Origin of the sequence: Eudoraea adriatica DSM 19308 (assembly GCF_000382125.1) — a bacterium.
Classification (GTDB): Bacteria; Bacteroidota; Bacteroidia; order Flavobacteriales; family Flavobacteriaceae; genus Eudoraea; species Eudoraea adriatica.
Genome location: NZ_KB907549.1, coordinates 351,510 through 367,937 on the forward strand (window position 1 = coordinate 351,510; position 16,428 = coordinate 367,937).

The window sequence follows — 16,428 nt, forward strand, 5'->3', positions numbered from 1 at the left end:
TATTTTTTTAATTAGGATTTAGCTACAACCCCTTATATAATTTCTTCAGTAATTTTTTTCACTGTACGCTTCTTCTTGCCGGTTACCTTCTTGTCCTTCACAAATGTGGTTTTTATTCCGTCTTTTAGGAGTTGCTCTGCATCCACCTGACCAAAGATTTGAATAAGTTTTGCCACCACTCCGCTCCAGCCAGTTTGATGACTCGCACCCAATCCGGCCCCGTTGTCGCCATGGTAATACTCATAAAATAAAATCAGATCGCGCCAGTTGGGATCATTTTGGAATTTTTCTGTACCTCCATACACCGGACGTTTTCCATTGGCACCTCGTGTATACGTACTGATAAGCCGATGGCTAATTTCCTTGCTCACCTCAAAGAGGTTCATCATGTTGCCAGAGCCAGTTGGACATTCCACTTGAAATTTATCCCCGTAATACAAATAGTATTGTTGCAGTGCCCGCACCAACATGATGTTAATAGGCATCCATACAGGGCCACGCCAGTTTGAGTTACCTCCAAACATTCCTGTATCGGACTCGGCGGGTAGATAATCCACCCGGAATTCCTGACCTTCAACGTGCATGACATATGGATGTTCCTGATGAAACTTGGAAATCGAACGAATTCCATGTGGACCCAGAAACTCATTTTCATCGAGCATTTTTGAAAGAATCTTACGTAATCTATCTTCATTTACCAGGGCCAGAATACCGCGCTCATTTACACCAAATTTTCCTTCGCCGGTGGCATGTATGGTTTCTAAAAGTTCGGGCATTCTGCGTTCAAATTCCCTTATGGTTGCCATTGCCTCGGGAATCCGATCTCGCTGTACTTTTTCCACTATACTCGTAGCACATAAGGGTAGTAACCCTACCAGCGAGCGCACTTTTAGCCTGACAGCACTTCCATCAGGTAATCGAAGCAGATCATAATAAAATCCATCCTCCTCATCCCACATCCCATCGTTGCCTGGCTTATTCATAGCTCTGGCAATAAATAGGAAATGCTGTGCAAACTTCACAATCATTTCGTCGTAGGAACTATCATGCACAGTGAGTTCACTGGCAAGGTTCAGCATATTCTGGCTGAAGAGCGCCATCCAGGCCGTGCCATCCGCTTGCTCAAGATTACCTCCGGTTGGCAGAGGTGCACTACGGTCAAAAATACCGATGTTATCCAGACCAAGAAATCCGCCTTCAAACACATTTTTACCAAAACGGTCTTTACGATTTACCCACCAGGTAAAATTGATTAATAACTTATTGAAAGTGGAACGTAAAAAATTTACATCCGCCTCCCCGCGCAATGTCATCTCTGATCGATGCAGGAATAAGGTCGCCCATGCATGTACAGGAGGATTTACGTCGCTAAAGTTCCATTCATAGGCCGGCATCTGTCCATTGGGATGGAGGTATAATCCGCGTAGCATTAACTCCATCTGGTTCTTCGCGAAATCAGGATCAACGATAGAAAGAGGCAGTGTATGAAAGGCAAGATCCCAGGCCGCATACCACGGATACTCCCATTTGTCTGGCATAGAAATGATATCCATGTTCAACATGTGATACCATTCCGAATTTCGGGCATTATGATAGCCTGAATGCAGGGGATTAGAATTGTGTTCATCCAACCAGTTGTCACCATCAAAAAAGAAGAACTGCTTACTCCACAGCATACCCGACAGGGCCTGTCGCATCACATTGGCTTCGTCAGCACTGGCTGAATGTGGAGTAATGGAGGCATAAAATGCATCTGCTTCACCAACCCGCTTTTCAAACACGGTTTCAAAATCTTTTCCGAAAAGCGCGGTCATTGCTTCTTCTGATTTTTTAGTCAGGCGCAACCGAACTTCGGAAGTCTCACCGGCACCGACCACAAGCTGATAAAGAGCTGCTGCTTTTGTTCCCTGGTTTTTTGGATTCACCGCCTGTTGTGCACCATGTATAACATAGTCGTTGATGCCATCTTTAACATAAGGGCTTTCATTTTTGGTTCCGGGAAAAAGTTTTTCATGATTCGTTTCGTTTTCGGTGAACAACAGTTGCACATCACCCTCACAGGAGAATATAAATTCACCCAGTTTTGAATGATTAGCCATGAGTGCGCTCACCCCTTTCTTTGATTTAATTTGCGATAGTATTGGCTTTGTCGCTACCCGGTTGGAGTCGGCAATCCATGCCGACCAGTCGTTGCGAAACCACAAGGTAGGTAGTAGATATAACTCCGCTGCTTCCGGTCCGCGGTTAGCTACACTGATCTTTATGAGAATATCTTCCGGACCCTGTTTGGCATATTCTATGAACACATCGAAGTACCGATCCTCATTAAATATACCCGTGTCGAGCAGTTCATATTCCATTTCATTTCGCGAACGTTGAGCATTTACTCTTTCAAGATCACTGTATGGATATGCCGCCTGCGGGTACTTGTAGAGATATTTCATATATGAATGTGAAGGAGTATTGTCAAGGTAGAAGTAGTACTCCTTTACATCCTCCCCGTGGTTGCCCTGGTTGTTGGTCAATCCGAATAGCCGCTCTTTGAGTATAGCATCTTTTCCATTCCATAAGGCCAGTGAAAAGCAAAGGTGCTGCTTGTCATCCGAAATCCCGGCAATGCCATCTTCACCCCAACGGTAAGCGCGGGAGCGGGCATGATCGTGGGTGAAAAAATTCCAGGCGTCACCATTCTCGCTATAATCTTCGCGAACGGTACCCCACTGCCTTTCACTCAAATATGGCCCCCACTTTTTCCAAGGGAGTTTATTCTCACGTGCTTCCTGCAATCTGATATTTTCCATAACCTTGTTATTTAGTTGAAGTCGAAATATTTAATTTCCCTAACTGTTATAATTCTTTTTTTCTCCTTATTTTTTCGTCTGTTCCATCAGGAATTTTCTAAAATGACTATTGAGACGGAAACAAAAAACCCAAGAATTGTAAAGACTCCCGCAAGTTTTCCTCCATTCTCGTAGGCTTCGGGAATCATTGAATTGGCAAGCATCATCAGAATGGCCCCTCCTGCATAGGCATTAATAAAGGCCATCCAGGAAGGAGATATGTTACTGAATAAAGTGAATCCCAGGAGAGTAGCGACAGCACAAAAAAGCGCGATGCCAAACCATAGAATAATTATCTTTTTGCGGCTCCAGCCACCTTCCTTCATTCCCACCGACCCGGCAATGGCCTCAGGCAAATTAGAAATGAATATAGCTACCAACATGGACAAACTAACGGATCCATACTCAAAAATTCCCAATCCCAATACGATGGATTCAGGTATACCATCCAGTATGATCGCGAGAATCATGGGGACAATCAAGGCAGTATGACTGTTTGGGTCTGGTTTTTGCGTCTTGGAAAAACTAAATCGACCGATCAACCAGTCCGCCAGTAAAAATGTCAAAGCTCCACTAAAAAAGCCATATGCAGGAAAACCACTTCTTTTTGCAATTTGTACAGCTTCAAAAATTAACTCATAAGAAACGGCTGAAATTAGCGTTCCTGCGCCAAACCCCATGATGATGCCGATCATACGCTTTTCCAAGGTGAAACGCGAGGCGAGTACTCCTCCTATAATAAGTGAAGAGGAACTCAGCAGGCCTATTAAGAAAACATTGAACATGTCTAATTCTTTAATATCTGATTATTTCTATTTCACTTTTGCTTTATCTTTTTTTACATTCTGAGCTCATTATTTTACGAGATTTTTATCCCCTCTATCAACAAACTGGCATAAATGATTGTGTTCTTTAAGTTCATAAATATGTAAGGTTTTTCACTATTAAAATTACAATTGAATGCGGATAAATAAAATACTTAGAAATAGGTATTTTATGACTTTCCATGGTTATCAAATCAGCTTCATGTATTCAAAAAATAAACCGGATGCTCATCTATATGGATAAACCAGATAAGTTGATACCTAATATTGTGTATTTGGAAGAAGTTTATCCGGGAAACATAAACTTGACCTATAAACTGGTTGAAAATGATCAATAAGTCTCTATGTGCAGACGACCATTGTTTTTCAGTTCCTTACTCAACGTTTTCCAATTCAACCCTGCCTGCTCTGCTATGTCACGCAGCGTCAGTATGACACCTTCTTCCATACTCCTTAGGCCACAAATGTAGAAATAGCTATCAGGGTCTGCCAGTAAGACGGCCAGATCTGCACTCCGCTCGCGCATGAGGTCCTGTACATATTTCTTAGGTTGACCGGGAGTTCTTGAAAAAGCAATATTTACATCCACAAGATCCTTTGGAATTTTATACAATCTTCCAAAAAAAGGAAGTTCCTCCTTTGTACGGGCACCAAAGAACAGCATCATCTTGCCACTTGTAAATTTATCTGAGCGCCGCAGACGGTCCCGCCGATGGAGCATGCTACGCATTGGGGCCGAGCCCGTACCGGTGCAGATCATCACAATATGGCTACCCGAATGATTCGGCATCAAAAAACTGTTGCCATAAGGGCCGGTTACTTTCAAAGAATCTCCAACCTTCAGATCGCAGAGGTAGTTACTGGCAATACCATGTACAGAATTGCCTTCACGATCTTTATTCACCCGTTTTACCGTCAGCGAAAGATTGTTGTACCCTTCCCGCTCACCATCCCGTGCACTGGATACAGAATACTGACGTACATGGTGTGGTTTACCGGAGGCGTCTATGCCGGGAGGAATAACACCTATGGACTGGCCTTCCAGGACAGGGAAGGGGGTTTTACCAAAATCCAGTACGATAAGGTGGGTGTCGTATTCCTTCTCCCTTTCTGTGACACGCATATTACCTGTGATGGTTGCCGTCACAGGATTTTTTGGATCATATAGCCTGGTGTAGGCATGAGCAGCAGACCAGGGTGGAAGTGTTGAACCAATATTCAGATCACTCAATGGATGTCCCTGAATGCTCTTGGAGGGTTTTAATACTTCAGCTTCGGGCTTCGCTATACCACTCACACCTGCAGCTGCAAGCTGGCCAGCCGTCAATTCGACCGGGAGCGCATCCCAGCCTATTTGTGTCTGAACGCTATAGGCATTTGAGCGTGGTACCATCCTCCAATTGTCTATGGCGCCCGTAGGACAAGGATCTATACACGCCATACAGGAAGTACACTTGATCGAATCTACCACATATTTTCCCGAATCGTTCGAAATAGCACCCTCCGGGCATGTAGTTTTACAGGTATTACACTGAATACAGGTCTCCGGATCGATCAGATGTTGCCTGATAATATCATTCTTAGTAAGTTCCATAAGTCAATTGAGATTATCTAATTTATTCAGGCTGGATTAAAACCAGCGTTAATCAGGAATACTGTAAGATGAATTTCAAACCCTGGAAAACTGAGCTAGTAATTCATCTCTTGCATCCAATTTTTCCCATTCAAACTCCTCACGGCCAAAGTGCCCGTATGCTGCAGTATTTCGGTAAATAGGACGTCTTAGCTTAAAGAGGTCAATTATGCCTTGTGGTGAAAGTGGGAAGACCTTACGAACCAGCTTTGACAGGGCTTCGTCTGATATCTTGCCGGTGCCGTAGCTGTTGACCATAACTGATACCGGATCCACAAGGCCGATACAGTAACCTAACTGAACCAGACACTCATCTGCCAGTTTAGCCGATACTATGTTCTTTGCAATATACCTTGTCATGTACCCGGCTGACCGGTCAACCTTTGTTGGGTCTTTTCCACTAAAGGCGCCGCCTCCATGCACTGACCAGCCACCATAAGTGTCCACAATAATTTTACGACCTGTAAGCCCCGTGTCGGCCTGAGGTCCGCTAACGAGGAATTTTCCCGTACCGTTTACGGTAATTTTGGTCTGCTTGTCCATCAAATCGCCCATAACCGGACGCACCACTTTTTCAATAATTTCATGCTTAGCTTCTTCGGTAGTGAATTTACCGTCGGGGGTAACTACTGCGGATGTATGCGATGCAGCTATAACAACGTAATCAGCACGTACAGGTTTGCCATTTTGATATTCCAGGGTTACCTGTGTCTTACCATCAGGCCCAAGATAAGGCAATACTTTTGTTTTGCGGACTTCCGTAAGCTTTCGTGCCAGCTTATGTGCCAGCATGATGGGCATGGGCATTAGTTCTTTCGTTTGGTTACATGCGTATCCGAACATCAGACCCTGATCGCCGGCACCAATTTTCCCTCCTTTTTTTGCAATCCCCAGACTGATATCCGGCGACTGCCTGTGTATGGTTCGGGCAATAGCTCCTGTATTGACATCAAAACCATACTCCGGCGAAATATAACCGACATCATTTCCTAATTCGCGCACCACCTCGGATATATCAAAGATTGCCTTGGTGGTCACCTCACCGCCGACGATCACCAGGCCCATTGTGACGTAGGTCTCGCAGGCTACACGTGACATCGGATCGAGTCTCAGACATTCGTCAAGAACGGTATCCGATATGAGATCGCAAAACTTATCCGGATGACCTTCCGTTACGGATTCTGAAGTAAAAAACATGTTTTTAGGATACAGTGACATTTTGGGTTGGATTTATGTTTTTCAAATACTTAAGAAAAGACCGAGCCTCCTCGACTGGTTACTGGAACCATCTCCAGGGCATTGTTCGGGCAAGCTGAAATACAATCTCCGCATCCTGTACATTTGGCCAGATCAATTTCAGGCTTGCCAGGCAACAGGTCATTACTCTGGCAGGCCATTGGGGGGAAGCGGTCGGCACCTTTGGTTATGGCCTGCTCAGGACAAGCAGCAATGCAATCGTAGCTGCTTCTGCAATGATAAAATTTCAATTTTGCTTTAAAACCAGGCCCGGTGAATTGACTCTTTTATGTGTTTTCTGTTTCCATGAATCAAATACTTTACAATTCTTAATTTACCTACCTGTTCATAAGCCATGCCCTGTCAATAAACATGAACAAGGCATGGACTACTACATTTAGGTTATGCTTTGGCTTCCGCCTTCCGGCCAAAAGCCTCATCAATAATACTCCTCAGATGTTCAAGTAATTCAGGCGAAGGCGATTGATAATCCTGTAATTCGTAAACCTTGCCTAAATAGGCATATTTACCTAACCCATAGCGGTGATACGGTAGCAATTCATAATCAATCACATTTTTGTAGGGCTTTATAAAATCAAGTACCGCACGAATATGCCCTTCATCGGCATTAATGCCGGGAATAAGTGGTGTTCGTGCTATAAATTCTACGTCTGGAAAAGTTTCGTAGGCTTTCTTAAAGTTTTCAAGCGAGCGCTTATTAGTTACACCAATCCATTTTTTATGGCGTTCCGGATCTGGATTCATCAGTTTATTATCGTGCTGCATCAGGTCAACATACTTTAAAACTTTCTCCATAAACTCCCATGGAACATTGCCAGCCGTTTCGATAGCAGTATGAATACCACTTTCTTGGGCCCCGCGCAAAATAGCCGCAGTAAAATCAGGTTGCAGTAAACACTCGCCACCGCTAATGGTTACACCACCACCGGTATTGCGATACATACTTTCATCTTTCAGCACTTCGGTAAGCACTTCGCCGGCCGTCATTTCTTTGCCAAACATACCAATAGCTCCGGTAGGACATAATTCTGCAAGTTCTTCAGTACAGGCATTGGCCAAATCCCAGTTCGCATGAACTTTGTCATCGTCACCATCCAGCACGTAAAACGCTCCCGGAGGGAAGGGACCCTTCAAACAAATGCCGCATGCTGCCGCGCCTTTGCACGCCTTTCGATTAAAATCCAGCTCCGGTTGCGGTTTTATACTCTCCGGGTTGCTGCACCACTTACAGCGATAGGAGCAACCTTTCAGGAATACGGTTGTCCGGGTACCCGGTCCGTCTTCTCCACAGAACCGCTGTATATTCAATACGCGGCCTTTTATATCTAAATAATTTTGAGCTTCCATAATAGTTGAATTAAACTCCTGTATAAATTCCCAATGCCTGGGCTACTTTAATAAATCCATGGTCCTTGTCCACCCTGCGAACTTTGTTCAACGCATCAATGAGCGGCACAAAGTCTATATGCGGGGGTACGAATGTCGCCATAGTGCCAAACTTGCTTTGTTCGAGGGCTTTAGCGGACGCTGCGCCATAGGCCAGTCCTAATTGACGATCCACGGCAGTGGTATTCCCTCCGCGCACCCAGGGACCCAAGACCAATGGATATACCTCATCTGCAAGCAACTGTTGCAAGGCGTACGACAACGTTTTTGCTGCCTGCCCGCTTTTATTGATGGTAAATTCGCTGTCTTCTTCTGTTGCCGAAGGCGACAATGCCTTCCTCAAATCACTAAGGGTATCTTCTGTGCGCCCTGGAAGATTTACAAACGAACTTCCTTCTGCCACTACCACCAAAGCGTGCGGCTTGTCAGGGGTTATTCTGGATTTCAGGTTTTGCGCCAGGTCATTCACATCGCAAGGGAACTCCGGCGATATAACAGCATCTGCCAAAGCGGCAATGCCGCTTTGCAAAGCCAGCCATCCGGCCTGCGACCCGGGGACTTCCACAACTCCGATTTTTTTAGCGGAGACAGCTGCCTGTTTGGCCCTGTCGAGCATTTCGATACAGAAGCTCAGTGCAGTATTGAATCCGAAAGCAACGGGAGTCGCAGCCATATCATTTTCTACAGTTCGTGGTATACATACTGACTTTAAGCCTTTTGCATTAAGCTTATGAAGTATGCTTAGACCTCTGCCCATCATAATGGCGATAACGCCATCAATATTTTCTTTCTTAATATTCTCGAGAAGGGTATCTGACATATCCACTTCTTCAATCATTTCCAATTCGTTGATGGTCCGCACATTAAAGGGGTCCATGCTCGCTGCTGTACCCATGGCATCGCTGCTCATCGGATTCAATTTGCTGATTACCTCCGGCCCTAAGTCAATCAATCCTTTGTTCGGATATTTTTCAGGGAAGAGCAATCCTTCGAAACCATCGCGAATACCTACTACTTCCCAACCTGCTTTGTGGGCTGAAATAGCAGCTCCCATAATTATGGAATTGATGCCGGGAGTATACCCTGCCCCAATGGCGATAGCTATTTTCTTTATGGTTTTCATAATTACTTTCTTTATGTATTATTTAGATACAGTCGAGGTAAAACCCTCGACTGTATCTTTTGATTCTAATTGAATGTTTGCAGCGTACGCTCAATGACCTCGTTCTGAACACCCACATCAAGTTTGGTGAAAAAGGCGCTAAAACCTGCTACCCTAACCACCAGGTCACGGTAGTTTTCCGGATGTTTTTGTGCATCTCGAAGCATTTCAGTATCCAGACAGTTGAACTGAATGTGGTAGCCGCCATTGTCGAATAAGGTTTTTACCAGAGCTAAAATTTGATCTCTACCTTTTCGTGTCTTCAGCTGATCCGGCTGCACTTTCATGTTCATGTGTGTGGCAGTCCACTTAACCGCATCATTACCCACAGTAGCCGACATTACCAGAGCAGTAGGTCCGTTAACATCGGTACCCGGCATGGCCGATAAACTGCCATCGGTAAGTGCCAATCCAGCTTTCTTGCCAGTTGGCAAAGCGCCGGTGACCTTACCCATCAGGTTATGCACGCTCTTAGTGTATTGATCGAGTGAGGTTTTGATATCCCTGGTAATGTAGTTACCCCCGCCATCTACATTTTTGAAAGCGGCTAAAATGCTATCATTTACCCGTCTCACCATGTGATCAGGTTCGGCCAGGTTGTTACCATATTTAGGAGCATCCACGTAAACCATCTTGTGCACGCGTTCATATTCGCCTTCAAAATTGGCAGCGAGTGCAGCCTTTAATTCTTTCCAGGTAAGTTTCTTTTTGTCGTATATCAAATGCTTGACTGCCATTAGCCCGTTACCGGCATCCACCGATCCAACAGAAATTTGAGCAACTGTATAGTAATTGGCACCACCGTTCCATACATCAATACCCGACTCAATACATCCTCCGGTAAGAAGCGAACGCCAGGTTACCGGCAGATACTCTGCTGCCAGCATACTGGCAATCCAGGCACCCCTGCGGAGCACATCCTCGCAGAATTGAAGCTGTTTTTCAAAAGCGGCATACAATTCTTCAAAATCCTTGAATGTTTCAGGATCTCCTGTTTTAGGGCCTATCTGTTTTTTTGTGCGCGGATCAAATCCATCATTCAATGTTAATTCCAGCACCTTACCCAGGTTCGGCTGGCCTTCTACCGGGTGGCCGGTTTCATAAGGGATATAACTACCCACACAAGCTCCTACGCAGGTGCGTCTGGCTTTGGACAAAGGTAGATCCCCGTTTTTGGAATGTCCCCACATGTGCAGGGCCCGTTTGAACATGGCATCCCCGCTAATAAATTGAGGCATGCCAATACCGGTACCAATAACATCCAGTACTTTTTCGAGTAGTTTTCCGGGGGTTTTATTGGTGTAACACAAAGATAGTGGCGGCTGTGGTAAATGAAGGTGGTTGCACGCATCAAGAATCACAAAATCCATTTCCGCATGTGCATGGTCCCCCTCTTCATCATACCCGCCAAGCGTGATGCTTTGGCCAAGGTCGGCAGAATTTTGAAGCGCAACTTTCTCTCCAAAGTAATAGCCGATTTCGTTGAGCTTAATCACGAGGTTTTCAAACATAAAAACAGCATCCTCATAGTTAATCAGCCCGGCTGCTTTATCGGCTTGATAATATGGTTCCAGATTCTGCCCAAGGTAAGCCTCAGAATACCCGCAACCTACCTGTTCAATTTCTGCAACAATGTGGCAGAAGAAGTGGGACTGCATCGCTTCGCGAAGGTTTCGGGCCGGATGTTCAGGTACCCATTCGCAGGTTTCGGCAAGGGAAATAAGTTCTGCTTTGCGTATTTCATTTTTTTCTTTCGCTGCCATTTCACGCGCCAATGCAGCATAACGTTTGGCATAGCGTAAAATAGCCTTCATTGTAATCAATCCAGCTTCGTAGAAGTAGAATTTTTCTTTGTTGGGCAATCGCATTTCAAGCGACATCATTCGCTCTTCCACTTCCTTGATCATACTCGCAAGGCCTTCTCTGTAAACCCGGGGGTAGTCCAGGTTACCTCCCCCAGCCGGCCAGCTAAAAAAATCTGCTACCAGGCCTGCCTGGTAAATGGGCCTGGCATCATAGCCATATCTTTTTTCATAAATTTCATGAACGCGCGGTACTTGCGCACGCTTGCCCCAATAATCAAGAACCCATTGGTTAGCTGCCTTTAATTCAGGAGTTTTTGAATTTTCTACTACTTTTTCTTCAATCATCCAGCCCACCTGCCATTCAGGGTAAGTGTAAATACCGTTGACAGTGCTCGCCATGGCACCAACAAAGAGATTGTCATCAATGTAGAGTTTCTTTCGGTCTAGCAATGCCTCATTAAACCTGGCTCTTCGAATTACATTAGGATATCCTTCGGTGTTCTCGTATACTTCCTTCATGATTATTATCCGCTCGAAATCCACTTCGGCAGGAGTGCTCCGCATAACTTCTTTTAACTGGTCGATCCTTGCCGTATCGGCATTGACACGTCCTGTGTTTACGGCCGATGCTCTATCGGACTTTGTTTCTGAATTTTTAACTGCTATTGCCATCACTTAGATATTTTCGATTAATATTATTCAACTATTGCTTTACCATTTATTGCTTCCTCGCAGGTAATTATTTTCCAAGAATTTCATCCTCATTATCAAGATCTGGAAAAATGAATTGCATTTTTTATTTTCATAGCTATTTAGAATACTCCAACTTTAAAGTTACGCAGAGATAAGCATAATTAAAATACCTATTTCTAGGTATTTTACTACTCTCCATAGCGATCAAACCCGATAAGTTTATACCCATAATGGAGTTTGTGAAAGTTTCCGGCATCATTAAAAAATAAGGGGGAATCCAATGTAAAATAGTTTTACCTGCTTTACCGTTGATGATAGATTTACGTATGTTTGAAAAGGGTATTTGAATGTAATTATCTAAAGGAGACATGAAAATATTACATGTTGCAAAAAACAAGTATTTTTAAGAACTATTTAAATGGTCGCCCTTGGAACAAGTTACAATTAAAAACGATTTTATATCCTTAAGCGTTCTAGACTACGGTGCTATTATTCAAAAGCTTCTGGTGAAGGACAAGGAAGGAAAAGAGCTGAATTTAGTTGTAGGGCTGGAGAACCCGAAAAGTTATCTGGACGATCATAAATGTTTAGGCGCCTGCGTTGGCCGATATGCGGGAAGGATATCAAACGGGGGATTTCAGATAGAAGGGAATACCTATAATTTATATACCCAGAATGGCGTGCATCTTCACGGTGGAAAACAGGGTTTCGCACAAAAATACTGGAAGTTTGATGCTATTGAGCACAGGGAACAACCCTTCGTAAAATTGACGCGCCAAAGCCCTCATATGGAAGAAGGTTATCCTGGAAACCTAAAGGCCAGTGTGACTTATAAGCTAATAGATAATTCATTACAAATTATTCATGAGGCGATAACAGACAGGACTACGATACTAAACCTGACCAACCATTCCTACTTTTGCCTGGATAGCACCAATTCCATTGATCATTATCAGTTGCAATTGCAATGCCCTGAAATATTAGAAACCGATAATAGTTTACTGCCTACAGGAAAGCTGGTTTCTGTTAAGGATACTCAATATGACTTCCTTACCAGAAAAGAGATTGGAAAAATACGATTAGATACTGCTTACGTGGTTTCAGATAGTGCCAAAAAAGTGGCGGAATTATATTCCCCGGTTTCAGGAATGCGAATGACGGTGGAAAGTAATCAACCTGCAGTTATTGTTTATACTCCCCCTGAGTTTGGAGCTATTTGTTTTGAAACCCAAAACTATCCGGATGCGCCCAACATTCTATCATTTCCCTCCGCCATACTTCATCCCGGAGAAACCTACATCAACAAGGCAGTTTTTACATTTGATTTAGTAACTTAGACAAACTAAACAAGACATCTTTAATATGAAAGTAATCAAATGGATTTTGATCATCCTGATGGCATTAGCCTTGCTTTTTTTCTTTGTGGGAATGCCCTATCTAAAAGAACAAACAAAAAAGAACAGCCCTCAGAAGACTGTTGTTTATACTGAAAACGGCATGGATCTTACCATAAAATACAGTAGTCCCTTTAAAAAGGAACGGGTTATATTTGGCGGGCTGGTGCCTTATGATACCGTATGGCGAACCGGTGCAAATGAGCCCACTACCTTTACCACAAATTCCAAAATTTATATTATAGACAAAGAACTTCCGACAGGCACTTATTCCATTTGGACCATTCCCGGCAGAGAAAACTGGCAGGTAATTTTCAATAAGAATGTCCCGGAATGGGGCGTGACCCTTACAAGTGGTGGAAAAGAAACAACACGTATGCCCGAAGAAGATTTGGTTACTGTGGAAGTGCCGGTTATTAATTTGTTGGAAACAGTTGAAAGTTTTACCATCTCTTTCGAAGAGACCGGGCAGTTGTACCTGAGCATTGAATGGGATAAAACCAAGGTACGGGTACCTATTAATAACTAACATTGGGTACAGAAAAAAATACGGGTAAAAAAGGAGTTCTTCAGGTAAAAAAACACCGTAAAAAGAAGCTCTCGGTTGAGGAGCTTACTCAAGGGGTCTTTAATGGAGATAAATCGGTTTTGGCAAGGGCCATAACCATTGTAGAAAGCACCCGAAATGAAGATCTCAAGAAGGCTTATACCTTGGTTGAGAATTGCCTTTCAAGGAAATCCAATAGTATACGGATTGGTATAACAGGAGTGCCGGGTGTTGGCAAGAGCACCTTCATTGAAGTCTTTGGTACAACCCTTACCAGCCTTGGCAGGAAAGTTGCCGTATTGGCTGTAGATCCTACAAGCACCTTTAGTAAGGGCAGTATCCTTGGTGATAAAACGCGTATGCAGGAGCTGGTAAAGGATCCTAATGCTTTTATACGGCCCTCGCCATCTGGTGATTCCCTTGGAGGAGTGGCACGCAAGACCAGGGAGTCAGTGATCTTATGCGAAGCAGCCGGATTTGATATAGTTTTAATAGAGACGGTAGGGGTTGGGCAAAGCGAAACTGCTGTGCATAGTATGGTTGATTTTTTTCTGCTTTTAAAATTAGCAGGTGCCGGAGACGAGCTTCAGGGGATAAAAAGAGGCATTATGGAAATGGCAGATGCCATAGTAATCAATAAAGCTGAAGGCGATAATCTGAAAAAAGCGCAACGGGCAAAATCGGAATTTGAAAGAGCATTGCAGCTCTATCCCCCAAAAGAAAATGGCTGGATTCCAAAGGTAAGTACTTGTTCGTCAATTGAGAATTCGGGAATAGTTGAAATATGGGAGACAATCGAGAAATTTTTGGACACTACCAAGGACAGTGGATATTTTGAAAGCAACCGACAAAATCAGAATAAATACTGGCTGTTGCAGACCATAAATGAACTATTGAAACAACACTTTTTCCAGGTACCCAGTGTCAAAGAAAATCTGGAAACAATGATGGTGAAGGTAGCACAAGATAAGATCTCACCATTTAGGGCTGCCGAAGTACTTATGGCGGGATATAAGAAAGAACTTAAATAAAAAGTATAAATTTGCCGCAACACTTTTATAAAGCAGAATGAAGCCGGTAACGCTCTCACTTATTTCAATTGTCATACCTCTTTATAACGAAGAGGAAAATGTAGTCCTTCTCACCAAAAAGATTAACGAAAGCCTGAAAGGGTATCTTCATCAGATTATTTATGTGGATGATTTTTCTACGGACAATACCCGAAAAGTCATAAAGGATATGAAGGATCCCAATGTTCACCTTATTGCCTTAAAAAAGAACTATGGGCAAAGCCTGGCATTGGCGGCAGGCATTGATTATGCTCAGGGAGAATATATCATAACCATGGATGGAGACCTGCAAAATGATCCGCAGGATATTCCTAAAATGATGGAGTATGTGGTAAGTGGTGAATATGACGTTGTTACCGGAATACGTCAAAAAAGAAAGGATTCCCTGGTTAAGAAAATTCCTTCCAGGATTGCAAATTTCATGGTCAGGCGCGTAACTAAGTTAGACATCAAAGACAATGGATGTGCTCTTAAAGTATTTACCAGGGATATTGCAAAGGATTTGAATTTATATGGTGAAATGCATCGATTTATTACTTTACTGGCGCATTTGGAAGGTGCTCAGATAAAACAGGTGCCGGTACAACACCATGCAAGAAATGCAGGGGTTTCGAAATATGGATTGGAACGCGTTTTTAAAGTAGTAGCAGATATGATGCTCCTGCTTTTTATCAGGAAGTATTTTCAACGACCAATTCATCTTTTTGGCATTATTGGAGTACTTCTGATTATTTTGGGAATTTTTATAAATATTTACTTACTCATTGTAAAACTGGGTTACGGACAGGACATAGGCAACAGACCCTTACTTATTTTTGGAATGATGTTCATATTGGCAGGGATTCAGCTGTTTACGATTGGAATAGTCATGGAACTGTTAATTCGAACCTACTACGAATCTCAAAATAAGCGTCCGTACCGAATAAAAAACATATCTGTTGGTGGACAATCTTCGTAAAAAAGGGATCACCTTCCTTAAAATCCTTTTTAGCTTTGTATTGCTATATTTTGTTTTTACAAAGATCCAATTCAACGAAGTTTGGAAAATCCTCAAAGGAAGTGATTTTACTTATTTGTTTGCAGCTCTCTTGTTTTTTGTAATATCCAAAGTCTTTTCAGCCCTTCGTCTGAACTTATATATTCATCAAATAAAAATATTTCTTACACAATTAAGCAATATAAAACTTTACCTGCTGGGCATGTTCTATAATCTCTTTTTACCGGGAGGCATAGGAGGTGATGCATATAAGGGGTATGTACTAAAAAATAAGTACGATATAAAGACCAGGAGCGTAGTTTCTATTCTGATTTTAGACCGGCTTAATGGCCTTTTATTAATCTTTGTAATTAGCTGTATCCTTGCCCTGTTTTTAAACGAAAGCAGCATAAATTCCTATAAAAGTTTGTTTGGCTTAGCCATTGCTCTGAGCATTCTGGTTTTTTGGGTTTTCAATAAAAGATTTTTTTCATTCGTATACCCGGTTTTTTGGAAATCACTGGGATTTTCTGCTTTGGTGCAGCTTGCCCAATTAGTAAGCGTTCTATTTATTTTGAAAGCATTAGGCGTGGAGGACAATACTGTCGCTTATTTATTTATATTCCTGATATCCTCTATAGTATCGGTATTGCCCCTTACAATCGGTGGAATAGGCAGTAGAGAAGTGGTTTTCTATTATGGGGCATTATGGCTTACTCTAGACGAGAATACATCTGTAAGTATTAGCATGCTATTTTTCCTTATCACCGCCACAGTTTCACTAGCAGGAATAGTTTACCATTTTAAAAAACCAGAACTAAAAGAGATTATAACTTAACTG

Annotated in this window: 13 protein-coding genes; 5 read left to right on the forward strand and 8 right to left on the reverse strand. The window is 43.0% G+C overall.

What is annotated here, in order from left to right:
- Window positions 1-32: 32 nt before the first annotated feature.
- From G504_RS0111085 to G504_RS19245, 8 genes are all read right to left on the reverse strand, one after another.
- Window positions 33-2,048, reverse strand: coding sequence for an MGH1-like glycoside hydrolase domain-containing protein (locus G504_RS0111085; protein ID WP_240473040.1), 2,016 nt, complete (start codon window positions 2,046-2,048; stop codon window positions 33-35).
- An 839-nt stretch (window positions 2,049-2,887) separates the two neighbouring features.
- Window positions 2,888-3,625 (reverse strand): ZIP family metal transporter, encoded by a 738-nt coding sequence (locus G504_RS0111090; protein ID WP_019670251.1) that lies wholly within the window; start codon window positions 3,623-3,625, stop codon window positions 2,888-2,890.
- 370 nt (window positions 3,626-3,995) lie between these two features.
- Window positions 3,996-5,258 (reverse strand): benzoyl-CoA 2,3-epoxidase subunit BoxA, encoded by a 1,263-nt coding sequence (boxA, locus tag G504_RS0111100; protein WP_019670253.1) that lies wholly within the window; start codon window positions 5,256-5,258, stop codon window positions 3,996-3,998.
- 75 nt (window positions 5,259-5,333) lie between these two features.
- On the reverse strand, window positions 5,334-6,515 hold the full coding sequence (gene metK / locus G504_RS0111105) for a methionine adenosyltransferase (RefSeq protein WP_019670254.1): 1,182 nt from the start codon (window positions 6,513-6,515) through the stop codon (window positions 5,334-5,336).
- Window positions 6,516-6,544: 29 nt separating this feature from the next.
- The gene (locus G504_RS20130; RefSeq protein ID WP_019670255.1) at window positions 6,545-6,784 is read right to left on the reverse strand and encodes a 4Fe-4S dicluster domain-containing protein; all 240 of its coding nucleotides are present in this window, start codon (window positions 6,782-6,784) and stop codon (window positions 6,545-6,547) included.
- A gap of 151 nt (window positions 6,785-6,935) precedes the next feature.
- A complete protein-coding gene (locus G504_RS0111115; RefSeq protein ID WP_169336909.1) occupies window positions 6,936-7,862 on the reverse strand; it encodes a glycyl-radical enzyme activating protein in 927 nt (308 codons plus the stop codon).
- A gap of 49 nt (window positions 7,863-7,911) precedes the next feature.
- Window positions 7,912-9,063 carry a 6-phosphofructokinase gene (locus G504_RS0111120; protein WP_019670257.1) on the reverse strand — a complete coding sequence of 384 codons (1,152 nt, stop codon included), beginning with the start codon at window positions 9,061-9,063 and terminating at the stop codon, window positions 7,912-7,914.
- A 65-nt stretch (window positions 9,064-9,128) separates the two neighbouring features.
- Window positions 9,129-11,579 carry a pyruvate formate lyase family protein gene (locus G504_RS19245; RefSeq protein ID WP_019670258.1) on the reverse strand — a complete coding sequence of 817 codons (2,451 nt, stop codon included), beginning with the start codon at window positions 11,577-11,579 and terminating at the stop codon, window positions 9,129-9,131.
- 449 nt (window positions 11,580-12,028) lie between these two features.
- Between G504_RS19245 and G504_RS0111135 the strand changes: the two genes are divergently transcribed.
- From G504_RS0111135 to G504_RS0111155, 5 genes are read left to right on the forward strand one after another with little or no spacing between them, the layout of a single operon-like run.
- On the forward strand, window positions 12,029-12,937 hold the full coding sequence (locus tag G504_RS0111135) for an aldose epimerase family protein (RefSeq protein WP_019670260.1): 909 nt from the start codon (window positions 12,029-12,031) through the stop codon (window positions 12,935-12,937).
- Between the two features lie 25 nt (window positions 12,938-12,962).
- Complete coding sequence (locus G504_RS0111140; RefSeq protein WP_019670261.1) at window positions 12,963-13,523, forward strand: DUF2911 domain-containing protein; 561 nt, start codon at window positions 12,963-12,965, stop codon at window positions 13,521-13,523.
- 2 nt (window positions 13,524-13,525) lie between these two features.
- Window positions 13,526-14,572, forward strand: a complete 1,047-nt coding sequence (gene meaB / locus G504_RS0111145) for a methylmalonyl Co-A mutase-associated GTPase MeaB (protein WP_019670262.1) — start codon at window positions 13,526-13,528, stop codon at window positions 14,570-14,572.
- Window positions 14,573-14,609: 37 nt separating this feature from the next.
- The gene (locus G504_RS0111150) at window positions 14,610-15,569 is read left to right on the forward strand and encodes a glycosyltransferase family 2 protein (RefSeq protein WP_019670263.1); all 960 of its coding nucleotides are present in this window, start codon (window positions 14,610-14,612) and stop codon (window positions 15,567-15,569) included.
- Window positions 15,553-16,425: a lysylphosphatidylglycerol synthase transmembrane domain-containing protein gene (locus G504_RS0111155; protein WP_240473041.1), complete on the forward strand. Its 873-nt coding sequence runs from the start codon at window positions 15,553-15,555 to the stop codon at window positions 16,423-16,425. The genes G504_RS0111150 and G504_RS0111155 overlap by 17 nt, the downstream gene beginning before the upstream one ends.
- Window positions 16,426-16,428 lie beyond the last annotated feature (3 nt).

Coding starts and splice junctions, on each gene's coding strand:
- G504_RS0111090 (WP_019670251.1), bottom strand. CDS start 3,625: ATGTTCAATGTTTTCTTAATAGGCCTGCTGAGTTCCTCTTCACTTATT.
- boxA (WP_019670253.1), bottom strand. CDS start 5,258: ATGGAACTTACTAAGAATGATATTATCAGGCAACATCTGATCGATCCG.
- metK (WP_019670254.1), bottom strand. CDS start 6,515: ATGTCACTGTATCCTAAAAACATGTTTTTTACTTCAGAATCCGTAACG.
- G504_RS0111120 (WP_019670257.1), bottom strand. CDS start 9,063: ATGAAAACCATAAAGAAAATAGCTATCGCCATTGGGGCAGGGTATACT.
- G504_RS19245 (WP_019670258.1), bottom strand. CDS start 11,579: ATGGCAATAGCAGTTAAAAATTCAGAAACAAAGTCCGATAGAGCATCG.
- G504_RS0111140 (WP_019670261.1), top strand. CDS start 12,963: ATGAAAGTAATCAAATGGATTTTGATCATCCTGATGGCATTAGCCTTG.
- G504_RS0111150 (WP_019670263.1), top strand. CDS start 14,610: ATGAAGCCGGTAACGCTCTCACTTATTTCAATTGTCATACCTCTTTAT.